This window comes from Streptomyces bikiniensis, assembly GCF_000716625.1.
In the GTDB taxonomy this organism is placed as follows: Bacteria; Actinomycetota; Actinomycetes; order Streptomycetales; family Streptomycetaceae; genus Streptomyces; species Streptomyces bikiniensis.
Genome location: NZ_JNXJ01000017.1, coordinates 96,644 through 117,029 on the forward strand (window position 1 = coordinate 96,644; position 20,386 = coordinate 117,029).

19 protein-coding genes and 2 tRNA genes are annotated in these 20,386 nt (G+C 70.9%); 11 read left to right on the plus strand and 10 right to left on the minus strand.

Features of this window, described 5'->3' with window-relative positions; translation table 11 throughout:
* Window positions 1-123 precede the first annotated feature (123 nt).
* Both OO47_RS16160 and OO47_RS16165 read right to left on the minus strand, forming a co-directional pair.
* Window positions 124-1,536, minus strand: coding sequence for an amino acid permease (locus OO47_RS16160; RefSeq protein WP_030210656.1), 1,413 nt, complete (start codon window positions 1,534-1,536; stop codon window positions 124-126).
* Between the two features lie 197 nt (window positions 1,537-1,733).
* Window positions 1,734-3,119: an amino acid permease gene (locus OO47_RS16165; protein WP_030210658.1), complete on the minus strand. Its 1,386-nt coding sequence runs from the start codon at window positions 3,117-3,119 to the stop codon at window positions 1,734-1,736.
* Between the two features lie 273 nt (window positions 3,120-3,392).
* Here OO47_RS16165 and OO47_RS16170 point away from each other — a divergent pair, with 273 nt between their 5' ends.
* On the plus strand, window positions 3,393-3,986 hold the full coding sequence (locus OO47_RS16170; protein WP_030210661.1) for a biotin transporter BioY: 594 nt from the start codon (window positions 3,393-3,395) through the stop codon (window positions 3,984-3,986).
* 76 nt (window positions 3,987-4,062) lie between these two features.
* On the opposite strand, the gene OO47_RS16175 is transcribed toward OO47_RS16170, so the two are convergent.
* On the minus strand, window positions 4,063-4,620 hold the full coding sequence (locus tag OO47_RS16175) for a hypothetical protein (protein ID WP_030210665.1): 558 nt from the start codon (window positions 4,618-4,620) through the stop codon (window positions 4,063-4,065).
* 26 nt (window positions 4,621-4,646) lie between these two features.
* Complete coding sequence (locus tag OO47_RS16180; RefSeq protein ID WP_030210668.1) at window positions 4,647-6,080, minus strand: amino acid permease; 1,434 nt, start codon at window positions 6,078-6,080, stop codon at window positions 4,647-4,649.
* Between the two features lie 199 nt (window positions 6,081-6,279).
* Here OO47_RS16180 and OO47_RS16185 point away from each other — a divergent pair, with 199 nt between their 5' ends.
* Window positions 6,280-6,774 carry a ribose-5-phosphate isomerase gene (locus OO47_RS16185; protein WP_030210670.1) on the plus strand — a complete coding sequence of 165 codons (495 nt, stop codon included), beginning with the start codon at window positions 6,280-6,282 and terminating at the stop codon, window positions 6,772-6,774.
* Window positions 6,774-7,583 carry an Fpg/Nei family DNA glycosylase gene (locus OO47_RS16190; RefSeq protein WP_030210673.1) on the plus strand — a complete coding sequence of 270 codons (810 nt, stop codon included), beginning with the start codon at window positions 6,774-6,776 and terminating at the stop codon, window positions 7,581-7,583. Before OO47_RS16185 ends, OO47_RS16190 begins: the two co-directional genes overlap by 1 nt.
* Before the next feature lie 174 nt (window positions 7,584-7,757).
* Here OO47_RS16190 and OO47_RS16195 read toward each other — a convergent pair whose 3' ends face one another.
* Window positions 7,758-8,987: a GNAT family N-acetyltransferase gene (locus OO47_RS16195; RefSeq protein ID WP_030210675.1), complete on the minus strand. Its 1,230-nt coding sequence runs from the start codon at window positions 8,985-8,987 to the stop codon at window positions 7,758-7,760.
* 118 nt (window positions 8,988-9,105) lie between these two features.
* Between OO47_RS16195 and OO47_RS16200 the strand changes: the two genes are divergently transcribed.
* Window positions 9,106-10,254 carry a PP2C family protein-serine/threonine phosphatase gene (locus tag OO47_RS16200; RefSeq protein ID WP_030210677.1) on the plus strand — a complete coding sequence of 383 codons (1,149 nt, stop codon included), beginning with the start codon at window positions 9,106-9,108 and terminating at the stop codon, window positions 10,252-10,254.
* 91 nt (window positions 10,255-10,345) lie between these two features.
* Here the strand turns inward: OO47_RS16200 and OO47_RS38435 are convergent, their stop codons facing one another.
* The 3 genes from OO47_RS38435 to OO47_RS37800 are packed head-to-tail and all read right to left on the minus strand — an operon-like array spanning window position 10,346 to window position 11,096.
* A complete protein-coding gene (locus tag OO47_RS38435; RefSeq protein WP_267883695.1) occupies window positions 10,346-10,480 on the minus strand; it encodes a hypothetical protein in 135 nt (44 codons plus the stop codon).
* Window positions 10,447-10,854, minus strand: a complete 408-nt coding sequence (locus OO47_RS37795; RefSeq protein ID WP_234323197.1) for a hypothetical protein — start codon at window positions 10,852-10,854, stop codon at window positions 10,447-10,449. The genes OO47_RS38435 and OO47_RS37795 overlap by 34 nt, the downstream gene beginning before the upstream one ends.
* Before the next feature lie 11 nt (window positions 10,855-10,865).
* On the minus strand, window positions 10,866-11,096 hold the full coding sequence (locus tag OO47_RS37800; RefSeq protein ID WP_051715695.1) for a hypothetical protein: 231 nt from the start codon (window positions 11,094-11,096) through the stop codon (window positions 10,866-10,868).
* 258 nt (window positions 11,097-11,354) lie between these two features.
* Here OO47_RS37800 and OO47_RS16210 point away from each other — a divergent pair, with 258 nt between their 5' ends.
* The gene (locus tag OO47_RS16210) at window positions 11,355-11,549 is read left to right on the plus strand and encodes a hypothetical protein (protein WP_030210679.1); all 195 of its coding nucleotides are present in this window, start codon (window positions 11,355-11,357) and stop codon (window positions 11,547-11,549) included.
* 61 nt (window positions 11,550-11,610) lie between these two features.
* Here the strand turns inward: OO47_RS16210 and OO47_RS16215 are convergent.
* Window positions 11,611-11,684 (minus strand) — tRNA-Gly (locus OO47_RS16215).
* A gap of 133 nt (window positions 11,685-11,817) precedes the next feature.
* On the opposite strand from OO47_RS16215, the gene OO47_RS16220 reads away from it, so the two are divergent.
* The 5 genes from OO47_RS16220 (at window position 11,818) to clpX (ending at window position 16,529) form a co-directional block, all read left to right on the plus strand.
* Window positions 11,818-11,894: transfer RNA gene (locus OO47_RS16220), tRNA-Pro, on the plus strand.
* Between the two features lie 170 nt (window positions 11,895-12,064).
* The gene (tig, locus tag OO47_RS16225) at window positions 12,065-13,456 is read left to right on the plus strand and encodes a trigger factor (protein WP_030210681.1); all 1,392 of its coding nucleotides are present in this window, start codon (window positions 12,065-12,067) and stop codon (window positions 13,454-13,456) included.
* Between the two features lie 276 nt (window positions 13,457-13,732).
* A complete protein-coding gene (locus tag OO47_RS16230; protein WP_030210683.1) occupies window positions 13,733-14,350 on the plus strand; it encodes an ATP-dependent Clp protease proteolytic subunit in 618 nt (205 codons plus the stop codon).
* Between the two features lie 62 nt (window positions 14,351-14,412).
* Window positions 14,413-15,072, plus strand: coding sequence for an ATP-dependent Clp protease proteolytic subunit (locus OO47_RS16235; RefSeq protein WP_030210684.1), 660 nt, complete (start codon window positions 14,413-14,415; stop codon window positions 15,070-15,072).
* Window positions 15,073-15,245: 173 nt separating this feature from the next.
* The gene (gene clpX / locus OO47_RS16240; protein WP_030210686.1) at window positions 15,246-16,529 is read left to right on the plus strand and encodes an ATP-dependent Clp protease ATP-binding subunit ClpX; all 1,284 of its coding nucleotides are present in this window, start codon (window positions 15,246-15,248) and stop codon (window positions 16,527-16,529) included.
* Between the two features lie 69 nt (window positions 16,530-16,598).
* On the opposite strand, the gene OO47_RS16245 is transcribed toward clpX, so the two are convergent.
* Entirely contained in the window at window positions 16,599-17,531 is a 933-nt protein-coding gene (locus OO47_RS16245; RefSeq protein ID WP_030210688.1) for a membrane protein, read from the minus strand.
* 138 nt (window positions 17,532-17,669) lie between these two features.
* On the opposite strand from OO47_RS16245, the gene OO47_RS16250 reads away from it, so the two are divergent.
* The gene (locus OO47_RS16250; protein WP_030210690.1) at window positions 17,670-20,291 is read left to right on the plus strand and encodes a valine--tRNA ligase; all 2,622 of its coding nucleotides are present in this window, start codon (window positions 17,670-17,672) and stop codon (window positions 20,289-20,291) included.
* Window positions 20,292-20,386: the final 95 nt, after the last annotated feature.

Sequence of the window (20,386 nt, forward strand, 5' to 3'; positions counted from 1 at the left end):
TGCAGGCTAACAGCAGGTGCGTCGGGTAGTTGATCAGCCCTTCGTCCTAGGTCTCGTGTCCGGGCATGGAGAAACCCCCGGACCGGGCGCGGTCCGGGGGTTTCCCGCGGGTGCGGGACGGGGTCAGGAAGTACGGCTCCGTGCCGCCTTCTGGCGTACGAGGCCGACGGCGGCGAGCAGCAGGGTCAGGCCGCCCGTCCAGTACAGCTGCGTACGGGTGTCCTCCTCGCGGGCCATCAGGACGAAGACCACCGCCATGCCGGCCAGCGCCACCCACGTCAGGAACGGGAAGGCCCACATCCGCACGACCAGCTTCTCGGGCGCCTCGCGCTCGGTGCGGCGGCGCAGCACCAGCTGGGAGGCGGCGATGAAGAACCAGACGACCAGGATGATCGCGCCGATGGTGTTGAGCAGCCAGACGAAGATGTCGTCCGGGCGCCAGTAGCTCAGCAGCACGCAGCCGAAGCCGAAGACGGAGGAGGCGAGCACGGCCGGGCGGGGGACGCCGCCGGAGGTGCGGCCGAGCGCCTTCGGGCCCTGGCCGCGCGCGACCAGCGAGCCGGCCATGCGGGAGGCGCCGTAGATGTTGGCGTTCATCGCCGAGAGCAGGGCGACGAGCACGACCACGTTCATGATCTGGCCGGCGCCCGGGATGCCCAGGTGGTCGAGGGTGGCGACGTACGGGCCCTTCTCGACGACCGCCGGGTCGTCCCACGGCACCAGGGTGACGATGACCGCCATGGAGCCGATGTAGAAGAGCGCGATCCGCCACATGGCCGTACGGACCGCCTTGGCGACGCCCTGCACCGGGTGCTCCGACTCGGCCGCCGCGATGGTGACCGTCTCCAGGCCGCCGTACGCGAAGACCGAGGCGAGCAGGCCCACGATCAGGCCCTCGGAGCCGTGCGGGAAGAAGCCGCCGTCACCGGTGAGGTTGGCGGTGCCGGGGGCGTCCGCGCCGGGCAGCAGACCGGTGATCGCCAGGACGCCGATGCCCAGGAAGAGGACGATCGCGCCGACCTTGAGCGCGGCGAACCAGAACTCGAACTCGCCGAAGTTCTTCACGGCCGCCAGGTTGGTGGCGCAGAAGACCACCATGAAGAGCGCGACCCAGGCCCACTCGGGGCTGCCGGGGAACCAGCCGGTCATGATCTTCGCCGCGCCGATGCCCTCCAGGCCGACGGCGACGCAGAGCAGGAACCAGAAGGCCCAGCCCGAGGTGAAGCCCGCCCAGGAGCCGAAGGCGCGCTCGGCGTGGACGGAGAAGGAGCCCGAGGCCGGGTTCGCGGCGGACATCTCGCCGAGCATCCGCATCACCAGCATCACGAGGATGCCGGAGAGGGAGTAGGCGATGACGATGGAGGGGCCGGCGGCGGCGATGCCGGCGCCGGAGCCGACGAAGAGACCGGCGCCGATGACGCCGCCGAGGGCGATCATCGAGAGGTGGCGCTGCTTGAGGCCGTGGGAGAGCCCCTCGGCGGGGGCCGCGCCGTCGTCCTCGCGGTCGACGGAAGCGGGCACGGTGGTCCGGGACATGGGCCGCCCTGTTCACTGGCTGGGACGGGGGAACGGGCCACAGTCTGGGCGGGCACACCGCTGAGAGGGAACAGACGTCCGCTATACGAGCACGGGGTTCACACAAGGTGAAGAGTCGGTTCCGTTTCGTGGGCGGTTTCGTGGGCGGTCCTCACGCGCCCCGGGCCCGCCGCGTACGCCCCTCGGCCCCGCTCCCCTCAGCCCCTGCCCGCCCGCAGCTCCCGCACCCACGCCACGAGCAGCACCGCTCCGGTCGCCCCCGCCGACCACAGCACCTGCGGCCGCGCGCCCTCGTCGTACAGCATCAGGACGAGCACCGCGCCCATCGCCGCGAGCGCCACCCACGTCAGCCAGGGGAAGCCCCACATGCGCAGGGTCAGCGTCTCGGGCGCCTCCCGCTCGATCCGGCGCCGCAGCCGCAGCTCCGAGACCGCGATCAGGCCCCACACGAAGAGCAGCACCGCGCCGACCGCGTTGAGCATGTAGAGGAAGACGGAGTCCGGCCACTTCAGATTGAGCAGGACGGAGACGAAGCCGAAGGCCACCGAGGCGAGCACCGCCCGGCGCGGCACCCCTCCGCCCGAGACCTTCAGGAGCCCCCGCGGCGCCTCCCCGCGTTCGGCGAGCGAGAACACCATCCGCGAGGAGCCGTACAGGTTCGCGTTGAGCGCCGAGAGCAGCGCCACGAACACCACCACGTTCATGATCTGGCCCGCCGCCGGGACCCCGATCGCGTCCAGGACCGCCACGTACGGCGACTCGCCCGGCTCCATCGACGTCCAGGGCAGCAGGGTCACGATCACCAGCATCGAGCCCACGTAGAAGAGCAGGATCCGCCACACGGCGCTGCGCACCGCCCGCGCCACGTTCCGCGCCGGGTCGTCCGACTCGGCCGCCGCGATCGTGACGACCTCCAGGCCGCCGAAGGCGAAGACGACGGCGAGCACCCCCGACACCACCCCGGACCAGCCGTTGGGCAGGAAGCCGCCCTGCCCGGTGAGGTTCGCGAGCCCGACCGGGTCGGTGTCCGGGAGCCAGCCGGCGATCGCGAGGACGCCCAGGACCAGGAAGAGGACGATCGCGCCGACCTTGAGGGCGGCGAACCAGAACTCGAACTCGCCGAAGTTCTTCACCGCCGCCAGGTTGGCGACCGTGAACACCACCATGAAGACCAGGACCCAGCCCCACTGCGGGACCCCCGGCACCCAGCCGTGCGCGATCCGGGCCGCGCCCGTCGCCTCCACCGCGAGGACCACGACGAGCAGGAACCAGTACAGCCAGCCCACCGAGAAGCCCGCCCAGCGGCCCAGCGCCCGCTCCGCGTGCACCGAGAAGGCGCCCGACGCGGGCATCGCCGCCGACATCTCGCCCAGCATCCGCATCACCAGCATCGCGAGCGCGCCCGCGATCAGGTACGAGAGCACGATGGCCGGCCCGGCGACGGCGACGCCGGCCCCCGAGCCCATGAAGAGCCCCGCGCCGATCACCCCGCCGAGTCCCAGCATCGTCAGGTGACGCTGTTTCAGACCGTGGGAGAGGGGCTCCGGTTCGGTGAGCGGAGAGGGCGGCGGGGCGTCGGGCATGGTGAGGGGCTCGTGCTCTCGGGAGGCGGTGCTGGAGACGGTGCTTTATGGAGACTCCACAGTCTCTCCGCTGACCTCCCTCCGACGCAAAAGGGGCGTCTCCCAGCGAGTTACCAGTGACAAGGGTCACGTGGCGCGCGGCGGGAAAACCGTCCTTTGTCGAAACCCCATGAAGTGGTCGGCCTCTGCTTTGTCAGCCGCTGACGGTGATCGAACGTTCACTCCTGGCATAGCGTCAACCTGTCCGTCCACCCTCACCCCCGCGGAGTACCGATGAGCACCGCCGCCGCCCCCGTCCGCTCCCTCCGGCCGGGCATCGTCCTCGCCGACCTCATCCCGGCGAGCCGCGCCCGCGACCTCGCCCTCGTCGTCGGCGGCGCCGCCCTCACCGGTCTCGCCGCGCAGCTCTCGGTGCCGGTCCCCGGCTCCCCGGTCCCGGTCTCCGGCCAGACCTTCGCCGCCCTGCTCGTCGGCACCGCCCTCGGCGCCCGCCGCGGCTTCCTCTCCCTCGCGCTGTACGCGGTGGTCGGCATGGCGGGCGTGCCCTGGTTCGCGCAGGGCACCTCGGGCTACGGGATGCCGTCCTTCGGCTACGTCCTCGGCATGCTCCTGGCCGCCACCGTCGTCGGCGCCCTCGCCCGCCGCGGCGCCGACCGCTCGGTGCTCCGCACGGCCGGCGCGATGGCCCTCGGCTCCGCGCTCGTCTACGCGGTCGGCGTGCCCTACCTGGCCCTCGCCACCGGCATGACCCTCGGCCAGGCCGTCTCCGCCGGCCTCGTCCCGTTCCTCATCGGCGACGCCCTCAAGGCCGCCCTCGCGATGGGCGCCCTCCCGGCCGCCTGGAAGCTCGCGGGCCGCAGGGGCTGAACCCCGTACGGCACGCGGAAGGGCCCCGGCGGAGTGCGCCGGGGCCCTTCCGCGTACGCACGCACGCGTGCACGGCTCACACGTGGGCGAAGTACCGGTCCATCCAGCGCAGAGGCACGGCCTCCTCGTCCTCTTCCTCGTCCCCCTCGGAGGGGGCGAGGAACGGCGAATCCTCGTCGAGGGTCTCCAGGAACGCGGCGAACGCCTTGTCCCCGTAGAGGTCCACGGCCCCGTCGCACTCCTCCTGGAGCAGTTCGACGGGCACGTGGACGCAGTCCAGGGCGGCGCAGACCCCGTCGAGCCGGTCGAGGACCTCCGCGCCGGGCGTCTCCTCGCGGGCCGGCGCGGGGCCGACGAGGGGCCAGGCGGCGACGAAGGGCCCGTAGTTGCTCATCGGCACTTCGAGCGGTCCCTCCGTCCCCGCGTCCTCCGCCGGGACCACGACCGCGCCGTAGGAGGAGACGTCCTGCCCGTGCTCGGCCCGGGCGGCGGGGCCGAAGCGCTCGCGCGCGGCGTCGAGGAGCCGCCCGAACCGCTCCTCGGCGGCCGTCCAGTCGTAGTCGGCGGGGGCGTCCCCGGTGAAGGGGGCGTCATGTCGGCGCAGAAGCGCCCTGACCCGGTCGTACGGCAGCATGCCGCCACCCTTCCGGGCGCCGTGCGTCAGCGGCGGGCGTCTTTCCCGACCCGCTCGCGGACCAGCGCGACCGCGACCACGAGCGCGGCCACGAGGAGCGAGAGCACGACCTGCTCACGCGCGCTGCCGCCGTCGTAGATCATGTAGCCGAGGACGAAGACGATCATGCCGATCGTCGCCCAGGTCAGGTACGGGAAGAGCCACATCCGCACGACCAGCTTCTCCGGCGACTCGCGCAGGATGATGCCGCGCATCCTCAGCTGGGTCACGCAGATGACCAGCCAGACGAAGAGCGCCACCGCGCCGGAGGAGTTCAGCAGGAAGGCGAAGACGGTGTCCGGCCACTTGTAGTTGAAGAAGACCGCGACGAAGCCGAAGACGACCGAGCAGAGGATGGCCGTCCGCGGCACGCCCCGCCCGGTGGTGCGGGCGAAGGCCTTCGGGGCGTCGCCGCGCTGTCCGAGCGAGAAGGCCATCCGGGAGGCGGTGTAGAGGCCGGAGTTCAGGCAGGACAGGACGGCCGTCAGGACGATCACGTTCATGACCTGGCCGGCCTGCGGGATGCCGATGGAGTCGAGGGCGGCGACGTACGAGCCCTTCTCGACGATCGACTTGTCGTTCCACGGCAGCAGGGTCAGGACCACGAAGATCGAGCCCAGGTAGAAGACGCCGATCCGCCAGATCACGCTGTTGGTGGCCTTGGTGACCGCGCGCTGCGGGTCCTCCGACTCGCCGGCGGCCAGGGTGACGATCTCGCTGCCCATGAAGGAGAAGACGACCATCAGCACACCGGTGAGGATCGCGCCCGCGCCCATCGGGAAGAAGCCCCCGGCGTCGGTGAGGTGCGCGAACCCGGCGCCCGGGTTGTCCGAGCCGGGCAGCACGCCGAAGACCGCGAGCAGGCCGACGACGACGAAGGCGCCGATGGCGACGACCTTGATGCCGGCGAACCAGAACTCGAACTCGCCGTAGGAGGCGACCGAGGCGAGGTTGGTGGCGGTGAGGACCACCATCACGATCAGCGCCCAGGCCCACTGCGGGACGGCCGGGACCCAGCCCTCCAGGATCACCGCGCCCGCGGTCGCCTCGACGGCGAGCACGACCACCCAGAAGAACCAGTACAGCCAGCCGATGCTGAAACCGGCCCAGCGGCCGAGGGCCTGGTCGGCGTAGGCGGAGAAGGAGCCGGAGGAGGGCCGCGCGGCGGCCATCTCGCCCAGCATCCGCATCACGAAGACGACCATGGCGCCGACGAGCGCGTACGAGAGGAGGATCGCGGGGCCGGCCGCGGCGATGCCGGAGCCGGAGCCGACGAAGAGGCCGGCGCCGATGACGCCGCCGATGGCGATCATCGAGAGGTGGCGGTTCTTGAGACCGGCCTTGAGACCGTCGGAGGAGTCGGGCGTGCCGGTGGTGCCGGTCGTGCCGTCGTCCTTCGTCAGGGTCGGTTGCGTGTTCATGGACGCTTCCTCGGGTGGGTGTGGGGGTGCTCGGATCGCGAGCCCGGGCATTCAACCCTGGGAGGGGGGCTGATCGGAACCCCCTATTCCGGATCGTTGTACGAACGGCCGCGGGAGGGGCGAAGGTCCGTACCAGGGCGGACAAAGGTCCCGACCCCCCTGCCCACTACCCCGGTCCGGACGTGCCACACTCGGCACCATGCGCGTCTACATCGGTTCCGACCACGCCGGCTACGAACTCAAGAACCACCTCGTCGAGTGGCTGAAGGCCCACGGCCACGAGCCCGTCGACTGCGGCCCCCACGTCTACGACGCCCTCGACGACTACCCGCCGTTCTGCCTGCGCGCCGCCGAGAAGACGGCCGCGGACCCGGACAGCCTCGGCATCGTCATCGGCGGCTCCGGCAACGGCGAGCAGATCGCCGCGAACAAGGTGAAGGGGGTGCGCGCCGCCCTCGCCTGGAGCGAGCAGACCGCCGCCCTCGGCCGCGAGCACAACAACGCCAACGTGATCTCCGTCGGCGGCCGGATGCACACGCGGGAAGAGGCGACCAAGTTCGTCGAGATCTTCCTCGACACCCCGTACTCCGGTGACGAGCGCCACACCCGCCGGATCGACATGCTCACCGCCTACGAGAACACCGGCGAGCTCCCCCCGATCCCGGCCCACCACCCGCAGGAGCCGACCGCCTGATGCCCGAGGGGCACACCATCCACCGGCTGGCCGCCGACCACCGCGAGCGGTTCGGCGGCCGGCCCGTCCGCGTCTCCAGCCCGCAGGGCCGGTTCGCCGACTCGGCCGCCCTGCTCGACGGCGCCGTCCTGGAGACCACCGAGGCCCACGGCAAGCACCTCTTCCTCGGCTTCGCCGGCCGGGGCTGGGTCCACATCCACCTCGGCCTCTTCGGCAAGGTGACCTTCGGCGACGCCCCCGCCCCGCCGCCCGCCGACACCGTCCGGCTGCGGCTCGCGAACCCCGAGGCGTACGTCGACCTGCGCGGCCCCACCATCTGCGCCCTGATCACCGACGCCGAGAAGCGGGCGATACACGACCGCCTCGGCCCCGACCCGCTGCGCGACGGCGACGACCCGGACAAGGCATGGCGCCGGATCTCCACGTCCCGCACCACCGTCGCCGCCCTCCTCATGGACCAGAAGGTCGTCGCCGGCGTCGGCAACGTCTACCGCGCCGAGGTCCTCTTCCGGCACGGCATCGACCCGTACCGCGCCGGCAAGGACCTCACCAGGGCGGAGTGGGACGCGATCTGGGCCGACCTCGTCCTCCTCATGCGCGAGGGCGTACGCCTCAACCGCATCGACACCGTACGGCCCGAGCACACCCCCGAGGCCATGGGCCGCCCGCCCCGCGTCGACGACCACGGCGGCGAGGTGTACGTCTACCGGCGCGCCCGGATGGCCTGCCACGTCTGCGGCACCGGCATCCGCACGGCGGACCTGGCCGCCCGCAACCTCTTCTGGTGCCCGGGCTGCCAGACCCGCTAGGGCCTGCCCGGCGGACCACGGCCGGGGCCGCGACGCCCGGCACGGCACCTCGCCGCGTTGCCGAAACGCCGCGACAGCTCCGCCATCGACCCGCTCCGGCGCCTTGCGGGGCACCGCACCGGACGCCGCGGCCCACCCGACCCCGATCCACCGGACAGGCCCCAGCCCCCTGAGCTAGAACCCGTGCGGCAGCCACGGCGCGACCGGCGAGCCGAACGCCACCGACGCCTCCACCAGCGCGCCCTCCCGCAGCTCCCGCACCCGCCCGGCCGCCGCCAGGGACGTCAGCGGGACACCGCCCAGGTACGCCGCTCCCAGCTCCCGCACCGAGAGCGACAGGTCCGCCGGGTCCGAGGTCCGGACGCAGACCGCGCCCTTCGCGTCCCCGGTCAGCCGCCAACGCCCCTCGTTCCACGGACAGAACGCGTCCTCGACCTCGAACACCACGTCCACCGGCGCCTGGTACGTCCGCGCCTCCAGGGCCGGGCCCACCTCCACCAGGCGCACGTGCAGCCCGTCCCGCAGGGTCGGCTCGCACCGCCGCACGTCGTCCACCAGGTGCTGCCAGCCGTCGTCCACCGGCCGCCCCCAGAGCCGTACCGACGCCGTCAGGTCCACCGAGTGGAGGAACCGCCACAGCGCCGCCTCCGCCACCGGGTCGAGCGCCAGCAGCTGGCGCACGTTCACCGAGCCGTCGGCCCCCGCGAACGACCAGTCCGGCTTGACCGCGTAGTGCGCGAAGCCCACGACCTCCCCGTCCCGCTCCGCCAGCACGCACAGCCGCGGCGAGGCCCCGCCCCGCTCGCCCTCCGGATCGATCAGCGGCAGCCGCTCCCAGCCCGGCAGCCGGGCGATCATCCCCGGCCGCGAGGACACCAGGCGCGCGTACACCGCCTCGCACGCCGCCGAGGACTCCACCGGGTCCGCCTGCCGCAGCACCACCCCGTCCGTGCCCTCCGGCACCGCGAGCCGCACCCGGTTCGTGTCGATCACCGCCCGCAGCGAGTACGAAGCGATCCCGTAGCCGAACCGCCCGTAGATCCCCGGCTCCGACGCCGTGAGCACCGCCAGGAACTCGCCCGCGGCCCGCAGGTCGTCCAGCTGCCGCCGCATCATCGAGGTCAGGATCCCGCGCCGCCGGTGCGTCCCCGCCACGCTCACCATCGTCACCCCGGCCGCCGGCACCGACGCCCCGCCCGGCACCGTGAGCCGGAAGGAGAACGACCCCGCCGTCCCCACGCACAGCTCCCCGTCCCAGGCGCCCAGGGAGCGGTCGAACTCGGTCAGGTCCCGCCACAGCCGTCGCTCCTCGGGCGACTCGGCCACCCCTCCGAAGGCGAGTTCGAGCACCCCGTACCAGCGGTCCCATTCGATCGGGTCGAGAACCCGCAGCTCAGTAGTCATGTCCCCAGTCATATGCCATCGATATCAGCGGCCCGCGCCCGGGGCGACCCGATTTCGCGCACATTGTCACCGGGGTACCCCTGCACGACGCCGGACGGGATGGATAGGGTCCAGGCCCATGGGACACCGCGACGGAGTGAGCGCGTACGCGGCCCGGACACGCAGGCGCGTGCGCCGGGCCCGCGTTGCGCTGCGCAAGTCCGCCGTGGACTACTTCCGCGGGGACGGCGCCGACTGGCTCGCCTTCGCCGGGCTCCTCCTCACGATCCCGGCCATCGCCGCCGGCACCCTGGTCGACCCGGTCTGGTGCGCGCCCACCGCGCTCGCCCTGCCGATCGTGGCCGGCGGCCTGCTGCTGCGCCCCGCCAGCCTGCTCGGCCTGTACGCGGCCGCCGCGGGCGCCCTCATCGTCGAGTCCGTGGTCCTCGGCCCGTACACCCAGGGCCCCGCCCGGGTCACCCCCGGCACCGTCCTCGTCGTCGCCGCCTGCGGCCTCTTCGGGCTCCTCATCGCCCAGTTCCGGGCCCGCGTCGGCGTGCCCTGGCGGCGCGGCGGCACCATGCTCTTCGACCTGCGCGAACGCATCCGGGTCCAGAGCGCCCTGCCCCGCCTCCCGCAGGGCTGGCACCGAGAGATGGCGCTGCGCCCGGCCGGCGGCCAGTCCTTCTCCGGGGACTTCGTCGTCGCCGCCCGCACCCACGGCGGACGCACCCTGGAGGTCGTCCTCACCGACGTCTCCGGCAAGGGCATGGACGCGGCCTCCCGCTCCCTGCTGCTCTCCGGCGCCTTCGGCGGCCTCCTCGGCTCGCTCCCGCCGCACGGCTTCCTGCCCGCCGCCAACGGCTACCTGCTGCGCCAGAACTGGGACGAGGGCTTCGCCACCTCCATCCACCTCGTCCTCGACCTGGAGTCCGGCGACTACGAGCTCTACTCGGCCGGCCACCTGCCCGCCCTCCAGCTCCACGCGGGCAGCGGCCGCTGGGAGGAGAAGGAGGCCGAAGGGCCCCTCCTCGGCGTCTACGACGGCGCCGAGTTCCACCCGGTCAAGGGCTCCCTGCGCCCCGGCGACGTCCTGATGCTCTTCACCGACGGCCTGGTCGAGGCCGCCGACCGGGACATCGCCGAGGGCATCGACCGGCTCACCGGCGAGGCCGACCGCTGCGTCACCGACGGCTTCGACGGCGTCGCCTGGGACCTCATCGAGGCCGTCGCCAAGGACGTCAACGACGACCGGGCCCTGCTCCTGATCAGCCGCCGGTCCTCCTGAGGACGCCTCCGGGCACACCCGGACACGGGGACGGCCCCGGACCGTCCCGCGCGGGGAGGCGTCCGGGGCCGTCCCCGTGCGACCGCGGAGGTCAGGCCTGCTTCGCGGCCTCGTCCTTGCGGAAGGCCCAGGCCATCTCGGGCTCCGTCACCCACTTCAGCGCCTTGCGCACCGGGGGCGTGCAGAGCAGGGTCATCGCCGCCAGGGCGACCAGGGTGACCACCACCCGGCCCGGGTCCGTGGTGAGCCACGGGTGGTCCTCGAAGACGTCCAGGTACTCGGCCCCCGGATCAGGAAGCCGTGCAGGACGTAGCCGCAGATGGTGCCGGCGCCGAGGACGGTGAACCAGCGCCGGGTGCCCGGCACGAGGGAGAGGAACGCTGCGCACAGCACCAGCGTGCCGACGAAGAGGACCGCGACCAGGAACATGCCCCAGCCCACGCCGGCACCCATCTCCTGCACGCTGCGGGAGCGGTAGAACCAGTTGAGGTAGAAGGTCGGCGCCTGCCAGTGGAAGAACGGCACCGCGGCGACGAGCACGACGGCCGAGGCGATGCGCACGGGCCGCCGCCGCAGGAGGGCGAAGTGCTCCGGCTTCATGCTCAGCCCGATCACGAAGTACGGCGGGTGGCCTGGCTCCCCGCGATCACCGTGGGCCAGACGTGGCCCATGACGACGAGCAGGATCGCGAGGTACTTCGCGTCGTCGAAGTAGGGATCGCGCACGGTGGGCTTGCGCGGGGCCCCGCTCTGCGGCGCCGTCGCCGGGGCCGTCGACGTCTGCTCCGCCTCTCCGGGTTCGGAGGACGGAGCCTTGGCGTTGTTCTCCGTAGCGGAGGGCATCGGGAAGGAATCGGCCGTTACTCATCCTTATGTTCCCGGTTGATATGCCTTGTTCCGGGTAAACCGGGCTTGGTTGTGCGGGTGTGCTTTTTCTCTCCCCCTCCCCGCCGCCGGGGGCCGTCCGCGGCCCGCCCGTCCGACGGGTCGTCAGTGGGCGGCGGGAGAAGAGGGGTTGATGGCACCATGGGAGCAGCGGGGGCGTGGGCGACGTGCGACCCCCGGACGGCAAGGCGGAACCGACCGAGGGTGTGATCAGTTGTGGCCATTTCGCTGTCTGTGGTGTTGCTCCTGGCAATCATCATGGTGGTGCTGATCCGCGGGGGGAGCCTCAAGGCGGGTCCGGCCGTCGTGGCGGTCCTCTTCGGCTTCTTCCTCGCCTCCACCGGCATGGCCGACGACATCCAGCGCTTCCTGGACTCGATAACGCAGACCGTGGCGTCCATCAAGTTCTGAGGACGCCCCCGGGAACGACAAGGGGCCCGGACCGCGAGAAGCGGTCCGGGCCCCGAGGCCGTGGAGCGGGTGACGGGAATCGAACCCGCGTAGCTAGTTTGGAAGACTAGTGCTCTACCATTGAGCTACACCCGCACAGCATCGCGCCGCAGGTCACGAGGACCGCGGCACGAAGAGCATGTTACCGGGTCCGCGGCCGTCCGCGCACACCCCGTGGAAGAGGGGGCGCCGCACAGTCCCCGTGCATGTACCCTACGTGTCGCACCGACGGGGTGTGGCGCAGCTTGGTAGCGCGTCCGCTTTGGGAGCGGAAGGCCGTGGGTTCAAATCCCGCCACCCCGACCATGACGATCACCTGCCCGTCCCGGGCGTTCTTGATCATGTTGTGGGCGTCCTCCCGCTTGCGGTTACTATGCAAGCTGCGTGCCCGTGTGTCTCTCTGACCGGGCCGATCGGCCGGACCCGCCCCGCGCGGACCGGCGGAATCCAGGAATCAGCCACAAGGAGACCGAACCGTGAAGAGCGCCGTGGAGACCCTGAACCCGACCCGGGTTCGGCTCACTGTCGAGGTGCCCTTCGAGGAGCTCAAGGACAGCCTCGACGCGGCGTACAAGAAGATCAACCAGCAGGTCACGGTCAAGGGCTTCCGCAAGGGCAAGATCCCGGCTCGCGTGATCGACCAGCGGTTCGGCCGCGGCGCCGTGCTGGAGGAGGCCGTCAACGACGCGCTCCCGAAGTTCTACACCGAGGCCGTCAACGAGGCCGAGGTCAACCCGCTCGGCCAGCCCGAGGTCGACATCACCGAGCTGAAGGACGGCGAGCTGCTGGCCTTCACCGCCGAGGTCGACGTCCGCCCGGCGATCGAGATCCCGGACTACTCCGGCATCGAGGTCACCGTCGACGCGGTCGAGGTCACCGACGAGGACGTCGAGAAGTCCGTGGAGCAGCTCCGCGAGCGCTTCGCCTCGACCTCCCCGGTCGAGCGCGCCGCCCAGGACGGCGACGTCGTCACCATCGACCTGGAGGCCAAGGTCGACGGCGAGGTCCTGCCCGACGGCGTCGCGAGCGACGTCTCGTACACCATCGGCTCCGGCGAGCTGCTCGACGGCATCGACGAGGCCGTCAAGGGCCTGGAGGCCGGCGGCGAGGCCACCTTCACCTCGCAGCTGAAGGGCGGCTCCGCCGAGGGCAAGGACGCGGAGGTCACCGTCAAGGTCACCGCCGTCGCCGCCCGCGAGCTCCCCGAGCTGGACGACGACTTCGCGCAGCTGGCGTCGGAGTTCGACACCCTCGACGAGCTCAAGGCCGACAGCCGCAAGCGCCTCGAGAACATGAAGCAGTTCGACCAGGCCACCCAGGCCCAGGAGCGCGTCCTGGACGAACTCCTCAAGCTGGTCGAGGTCCCGATGCCCGAGAAGCTCCTCGAGGACGAGATCAACACCCGCAAGCACAACCTGGAGCACCACCAGCTCGGCCAGATGGGCCTCGACCTCGGCAAGTACCTGGAGATCCAGGGCAAGACCGAGGAGGAGTTCCTGGCCGAGACCAAGGAGCAGGCCGAGAAGGGCATCAAGACCCAGTTCATCCTGGACGAGCTGGTCAACCGGGAGAAGCTCGACGTCTCCCGCGAGGAGCTCACCGAGCACCTGTTCCGCCGTGCCGCCTCCTCCGGCATGAGCCCCGACCAGTTCGCCCAGGCCGTGGCCCAGGGCGGCCAGGTGCCGATGCTCGTCGGCGAGGTCGCCCGCGGCAAGGCCCTCGCGGTCGTCGTCGAGGCCGCCAAGGTCGTCGACACCAACGGCGAGGTCGTGGACCTCTCCGACGACGAGGACGAGGCCGCCGAGGGCGCCGAGACCGCCGTCGAGGCGGCCGAGGGCGCCGAGGCCGAGGCCTCCGAGGACAAGTAGGTCCGGAAGCGGCGGGGAGGCCGGTCCCCCTCGCCGCACCCCTCCGCGGGCCCGTGCGCACAGCTGTGCGCACGGGCCCGCGGACGTACCGGGACCCGCTGCGCGCCCCCAACTACCTTGCGCTCCCAGCGAACAGTTCGAGAACCGGGATGGCGTTGTCCCACCTGCGCGTTAGGGTCCATGAATACGGGGGCAGTGCCTTCTGGACAAGACGCAGTGCCTTCTGAACGAGACGCGGAGACGGCCCGGGGCCGTCGGAGACGAGCAGGTGGATACGTGACGAATCTGAAGCCTTACGCCGCGGGTGAGCCGTCCATCGGTGGCGGCCTCGGCGACCATGTCTACAACCGGCTGCTCGGCGAGCGCATCGTCTTCCTCGGCCAGCAGGTCGACGACGAGATCGCCAACAAGATCACCGCCCAGATGCTCCTCCTGGCCGCCGAGCCGGACAAGGACATCTACCTCTACATCAACAGCCCCGGTGGCTCGGTGACGGCCGGCATGGCCGTCTACGACACCATGCAGTACATCCCGAACGACGTCGTCACCATCGGCATGGGCATGGCGGCCTCCATGGGACAGTTCCTGCTCACCGGCGGCACCCGCGGCAAGCGCTTCGCGCTGCCGAACACCGACATCCTGATGCACCAGGGCTCCGCCGGCATCGGCGGCACCGCCTCGGACATCAAGATCCAGGCCGAGTACCTCCTGCGCACCAAGAAGCGCATGGCCGAGATCACCGCGCACCACTCCGGCCAGACCGTCGAGGCGATCATCCGCGACGGCGACCGCGACCGCTGGTTCACCGCGGAGGAGGCCAAGGAGTACGGCCTCATCGACGAGATCATCTCTGCCGCCTCGGGCGTTCCGGGCGGCGGCGGCACGGGCGCCTGAGCCCCGCCGGCCCGCTCCAGAGCCCCAGCCCACCGAACGCCACCAGGACGGTGAACACCCAGATGCAGAACAACCTCTCCCCGAGCGGCCTCCACACCGGCGCGCCGATGGACAACCGCTACGTCGTGCCGCGCTTCGTGGAGCGCACCTCGCAGGGCGTGCGCGAGTACGACCCGTACGCGAAGCTGTTCGAGGAGCGCGTGATCTTCCTCGGCGTGCAGATCGACGACGCCTCCGCCAACGACGTCATGGCGCAGCTCCTGTGCCTGGAGTCGATGGACCCGGACCGCGACATCTCGATCTACATCAACAGCCCCGGCGGCTCCTTCACGGCGCTGACGGCGATCTACGACACGATGCAGTTCGTGAAGCCGGACATCCAGACGGTCTGCATGGGCCAGGCGGCCTCCGCCGCGGCCGTGCTGCTCGCCGCCGGCACCCCCGGCAAGCGGATGGCCCTGCCGAACGCCCGCGTGCTGATCCACCAGCCCTCCGGCGGCACCGGCCGCGAGCAGCTCTCCGACCTGGAGATCGCGGCCAACGAGATCCTGCGGATGCGCAGCCAGCTGGAGGAGATGCTGGCCAAGCACTCCTCGACCCCGATCGAGAAGATCCGCGACGACATCGAGCGCGACAAGATCCTGACCGCCGAGGACGCCCTCGCGTACGGTCTGGTCGACCAGATCGTCTCGACCCGCAAGAGCACGGCCGCCGCGGCCTGACGCTCGACCTTCCCCTGGCACGGTGAGCACCGTCCGGCGGCCTCGTGGCCGAATCGCGACCGTGTGAACCGTGCCAAGGGGGGCCCGAACGGGGGGCCCGGCAAGGTACCGTCGAATATGAGGCACCAGGAGTCGCTGAACCAAGCGGCTCCCAGGCGAAGGGGAAGCACCTCGTGGCACGCATCGGTGATGGCGGCGACCTGCTCAAGTGCTCGTTCTGCGGAAAGAGCCAGAAGCAGGTGAAGAAGCTCATCGCGGGACCCGGTGTGTACATCTGCGACGAGTGCATCGACCTCTGCAACGAGATCATCGAGGAAGAACTCGCGGAGACGAGCGAGGTGCGCTGGGAGGAACTCCCCAAGCCCCGCGAGATCTACGAGTTCCTCGAGGGGTACGTCGTCGGGCAGGAGCCCGCGAAGAAGGCCCTCTCGGTCGCGGTGTACAACCACTACAAGCGCGTCCAGGCCGGCGAGAACGGCGGCGCGCAGGGCCGTGACGACGCCATCGAACTGGCGAAGTCCAACATTCTGCTGCTCGGCCCCACGGGCTCCGGGAAGACGCTGCTCGCGCAGACTCTGGCCCGCATGCTCAACGTCCCGTTCGCCATCGCCGACGCGACGGCGCTCACGGAGGCCGGCTACGTCGGCGAGGACGTCGAGAACATCCTGCTCAAGCTGATCCAGGCGGCCGACTACGACGTCAAGAAGGCCGAGACCGGGATCATCTACATCGACGAGATCGACAAGGTCGCCCGCAAGAGCGAGAACCCGTCGATCACCCGGGACGTCTCCGGCGAGGGCGTGCAGCAGGCCCTGTTGAAGATCCTGGAGGGCACCACCGCCTCCGTACCGCCGCAGGGCGGCCGGAAGCACCCCCACCAGGAGTTCATCCAGATCGACACGACGAACGTGCTCTTCATCGTGGGCGGCGCCTTCGCCGGCCTGGAGAAGATCATCGAGTCGCGGGCGGGCGCCAAGGGCATCGGCTTCGGGGCGACCATCCGCTCCAAGCGCGAGATCGAGGCGAGCGACCAGTTCCAGGAGGTCATGCCGGAGGACCTGGTGAAGTTCGGGATGATCCCCGAGTTCATCGGCCGTCTCCCCGTCCTCACCTCCGTCCACAACCTGGACCGCGAGGCGCTCCTCCAGATCCTGGTCGAGCCGCGCAACGCACTGGTGAAGCAGTACCAGCGCCTCTTCGAACTCGACGGCGTGGAGCTGGACTTCGACCGCCCCGCCCTGGAGGCCATCGCCGACCAGGCGATCCTCCGCGGCACCGGCGCGCGCGGTCTGCGCGCCATCATGGAGGAGGTCCTCCAGTCGGTGATGTACGAGGTCCCGTCCCGCAAGGATGTGGCCCGGGTCGTCATCACGGCCGACGTGGTCCGCGACAACGTCAACCCGACGCTGGTCCCGCGGATCGTGAAGAACGACGGCAGGCACGAGAAGTCGGCCTGACGCCGCGCGAACGACGAGGGGGTCCCGCCCGAAGGCGGGACCCCCTCACGCGTGCGCGGGGCAGCCGGGTCAGAGCTTGACGCGAATTTCCTTGCGGAGCTTGGCGGTGGTGGCGGCGGCCTCGTCGGCGGAGGAGCCGGCACCGGTCAGCAGGGAGGCCATGTCGATCGGCATCACCACGGCCGCGGTGCTGTGGTCGGCCCAGGCGCACATCGTCACGGTGACCTCGGGCAGGGTCTTCTCCCCGGTCTTCATCTTGGCCTGCTGGCACTTCAGGACCGCGCCGTCGAGCCCCTCCGGCGTGTACTCCCGCGGTTCGCCCTCCATCCGGGGCGCGTTGGGCTTGCCCGCGTTCTTCTCGGTCTCGGCCTTGATGCCCGCGAAGGCGAGGTCGACGGCCTTCTCGGGGTCCTCGATCTCGCCGTAGAGTCCGCCGAAGGAGAGGGTCTTGCCCGCGAGGGGGTTGGCCTTGTTCTTCAACTGGTAGGAGGCCTCGACCTCCTTGGCGTTCTTGACGGTCTCCCGGAGCGCCTCCAGGCCGCCCTCCTCGGACGACTCGTTCTGTGCGGGGTTCTTCTCGTACCCGTCGAGCACCGTGTTCGGGGCGATCAGCTTGTGCGGGCCGTCGTTCGCGACCGAGGAGCCGCCGCCCCCGCCGATCACGAAGTACGCGCCCACCGCGATCGCCGCGACCGCGGCCACGCCGCCGATGACCCAGCCCGCCCTGGACTTCCTGGGGGCCGGCGGGGGCGGCGGGAAGCCGCCGGGGCCCTGGGGGCCGCCGTACGGGGGCTGCTGGCCGTACGGGCCGGGCTGCTGCGGGTAGCCGTACGGGCCCGCCTGCTGGGGCGGGACGCCCTGCGGAGCCTGCTGGGGGTACCCGTAGCCGGGCTGGGCCCCGTACGGCCCCGGCTGCTGCGGCTGGCCGTAGGGACCCGGCTGACCGTACGGCCCGGGCTGCTGGGGCTGCTGGCCGTACGGGCCCGGCTGGTTGTAGCTCATCGACAGGTTCCCCTCACAGGATGTTTATGCCTGCCGAACATCCTGGCGGAAGCGTCGGACACCCGGTGCGGCGGGGGCCGGACCGTTACCGAACCAAAGCGTTTCAGGACAGGGTCGAGACACCCCTAAACTGGCCCCGTGACCGAGAACACTCAGCAGCAGACAGCGCCCACCACCGAACTGCCGACCCAGTACGCGCCGGCCGAGGTAGAGGGGCCGCTGTACGAGCGCTGGGTGGAGCGCGGGTACTTCGAGGCGGACGCGAAGAGCGAGAAGCCGCCGTACACGATCGTCATTCCGCCGCCGAACGTCACCGGTTCGCTCCACCTGGGCCACGCCTTCGAGCACACGCTGATCGACGCCCTCACCCGCCGCAAGCGGATGCAGGGCTACGAGACGCTGTGGCAGCCCGGCATGGACCACGCCGGCATCGCCACCCAGAACGTCGTCGAGCGCGAGCTCGCCAAGGAGGGCAAGTCCCGCCACGACCTGGGCCGCGAGGCGTTCGTCGAGCGCGTCTGGCAGTGGAAGGCCGAGTCCGGCGGTCAGATCTCCGGCCAGATGAAGCGCCTGGGCGACGGCGTCGCCTGGTCCCGCGAGCGCTTCACCATGGACGAGGGCCTGTCCCAGGCCGTCCAGACCATCTTCAAGAAGCTCTACGACGACGAGCTGATCTACCGCGCCGAGCGCATCATCAACTGGTGCCCGCGCTGTCTGACGGCCATCTCGGACATCGAGGTCGAGTACCAGGACGACGACGGCGAGCTGGTCTCCATCCGCTACGGCGAGGGCGAGGACTCCCTGGTCGTCGCCACCACCCGGGCCGAGACGATGCTCGGCGACACGGCCGTCGCCGTCCACCCCGACGACGAGCGGTACAAGCACCTGGTCGGCAAGCAGATCAAGCTGCCGCTGACCGACCGCACGATCCCGGTCGTCGCCGACACCCACGTCGACCCCGAGTTCGGCACCGGCGCCGTCAAGGTGACCCCGGCGCACGACCCGAACGACTTCGAGATCGGCCAGCGCCACGGTCTGCCGAACCTCGCCGTCATGGACGAGCGCGCGGTCATCACCGCGCACGGCCCCTTCCAGGGCCTGGACCGCCTGGAGGCCCGCTCCGCCATCGTCGCCGCGCTGCGCGCCGAGGGCCGGATCGTCGCCGAGAAGCGCCCGTACACCCACTCCGTCGGCCACTGCTCGCGCTGCAAGACCACCATCGAGCCGCGCCTGTCGATGCAGTGGTGGGTCAAGGTCGGCCCGCTCGCGAAGGCCGCCGGCGACGCGGTCCGCGACGGCAAGGTCACGATCCACCCGCAGGAGATGGAGAAGCGGTACTTCGACTGGGTCGACAACCTGCACGACTGGTGCATCTCGCGCCAGCTGTGGTGGGGCCACCGCATCCCCGTCTGGTACGGCCCGGACGGCGAGGTCGTCTGCGTCGGACCCGACGAGCAGCCGCCGACCGGCGAGGGCTGGCACCAGGACACCGACGTCCTGGACACCTGGTTCTCCTCCGGCCTGTGGCCGTTCTCCACGCTCGGCTGGCCGGAGCGGACCGAGAGCCTGGAGAAGTTCTATCCGAACTCCGTCCTGGTCACCGGCTACGACATCCTCTTCTTCTGGGTCGCCCGGATGATGATGTTCGGCCTGTATGCGATGGACGGCACCCCGCCGTTCCACACCATCGCCCTGCACGGCATGGTCCGTGACCAGAACGGCAAGAAGATGTCGAAGTCCTTCGGCAACGTGGTCAACCCGCTGGACTGGATGGACGAGTACGGCTCCGACGCCGTCCGCTTCACCCTGGCCAACGGCGCCAACCCGGGCGTCGACGTCCCGATCGGCGAGGACTGGGTCAAGGCGTCCCGGAACTTCGCCAACAAGATCTGGAACGCGACCCGCTTCGCGCTCATGAACGGCGCGACGATCGAGGGTGAACTGCCCCCGGTCGAGCAGCTGTCCGCGACCGACCGCTGGATCCTGTCCCGCCTCAACGCGACGGTCGCGCAGGTCGACGCGTACTACGAGGACTACCAGTTCGCGAAGCTCAGCGACGCGCTCTACCACTTCGCGTGGGACGAGGTCTTCGACTGGTACGTCGAGCTGTCGAAGACGACGTTCTTCGCGGGCGGCGAGCAGGCCGAGGTCTCCGGCCGGGTCCTCGGCGAGGTCCTGGACGTCATGCTGCGGCTGCTGCACCCGATCGTCCCGTTCGTCACCGAGGCCCTGTGGACCACGCTGACCGGGCGCGAGTCCGTCGTGATCGCCGACTGGCCGAAGGACTCGGGTTTCCGGGACCCGGCCGCCGAGGCGGAGATCGAGAACCTCCAGCAGGTCGTCACCGAGGTCCGCCGCTTCCGCGCCGACCAGGGCCTCCAGCCCGGCCAGAAGGTCCCGGCCCGCCTGGAGCTGGGCGGCACCGCGCTCGCCGCGCACGAGGCCGCGATCCGGCAGCTGCTGCGCCTCCAGCCGGAGGGCGAGGGCTTCTCCGCCACCGCCTCCCTGCCGGTCGCCGGGGCCACCGTCGCGCTCGACCTGTCGGGCACGATCGACGTGGAGGCGGAGCGCAAGCGCCTCACGAAGGACCTCGCGGCGGCCGAGAAGGAGAAGGCCCAGGCGAACGGCAAGCTCGGCAACGAGGCGTTCCTGGCGAAGGCCCCGGACAACGTGGTCGAGAAGATCCGCACCCGCCTCGCCAAGGCGGACGAGGACATCGCCCGCATCCAGGCCCAGCTGGCGAACCTGCCGCAGGCCTAGGTTCTGTCGTCAAATGTCACGCCCACATCAGGAGTGATGCGAGGGTGACGGCTGCTTCGTAGGACTGGGCGGTTTTGTCGTAGCGGGTGGCGATG

Coding starts and splice junctions, on each gene's coding strand:
- OO47_RS16160 (WP_030210656.1), bottom strand. CDS start 1,536: ATGTCCCGGACCACCGTGCCCGCTTCCGTCGACCGCGAGGACGACGGC.
- OO47_RS16165 (WP_030210658.1), bottom strand. CDS start 3,119: ATGCCCGACGCCCCGCCGCCCTCTCCGCTCACCGAACCGGAGCCCCTC.
- OO47_RS16170 (WP_030210661.1), top strand. CDS start 3,393: ATGAGCACCGCCGCCGCCCCCGTCCGCTCCCTCCGGCCGGGCATCGTC.
- OO47_RS16175 (WP_030210665.1), bottom strand. CDS start 4,620: ATGCTGCCGTACGACCGGGTCAGGGCGCTTCTGCGCCGACATGACGCC.
- OO47_RS16180 (WP_030210668.1), bottom strand. CDS start 6,080: ATGAACACGCAACCGACCCTGACGAAGGACGACGGCACGACCGGCACC.
- OO47_RS16185 (WP_030210670.1), top strand. CDS start 6,280: ATGCGCGTCTACATCGGTTCCGACCACGCCGGCTACGAACTCAAGAAC.
- OO47_RS16190 (WP_030210673.1), top strand. CDS start 6,774: ATGCCCGAGGGGCACACCATCCACCGGCTGGCCGCCGACCACCGCGAG.
- OO47_RS16195 (WP_030210675.1), bottom strand. CDS start 8,987: ATGACTACTGAGCTGCGGGTTCTCGACCCGATCGAATGGGACCGCTGG.
- OO47_RS16200 (WP_030210677.1), top strand. CDS start 9,106: ATGGGACACCGCGACGGAGTGAGCGCGTACGCGGCCCGGACACGCAGG.
- OO47_RS37795 (WP_234323197.1), bottom strand. CDS start 10,854: ATGAAGCCGGAGCACTTCGCCCTCCTGCGGCGGCGGCCCGTGCGCATC.
- OO47_RS37800 (WP_051715695.1), bottom strand. CDS start 11,096: ATGCCCTCCGCTACGGAGAACAACGCCAAGGCTCCGTCCTCCGAACCC.
- OO47_RS16235 (WP_030210684.1), top strand. CDS start 14,413: ATGCAGAACAACCTCTCCCCGAGCGGCCTCCACACCGGCGCGCCGATG.
- OO47_RS16245 (WP_030210688.1), bottom strand. CDS start 17,531: ATGAGCTACAACCAGCCGGGCCCGTACGGCCAGCAGCCCCAGCAGCCC.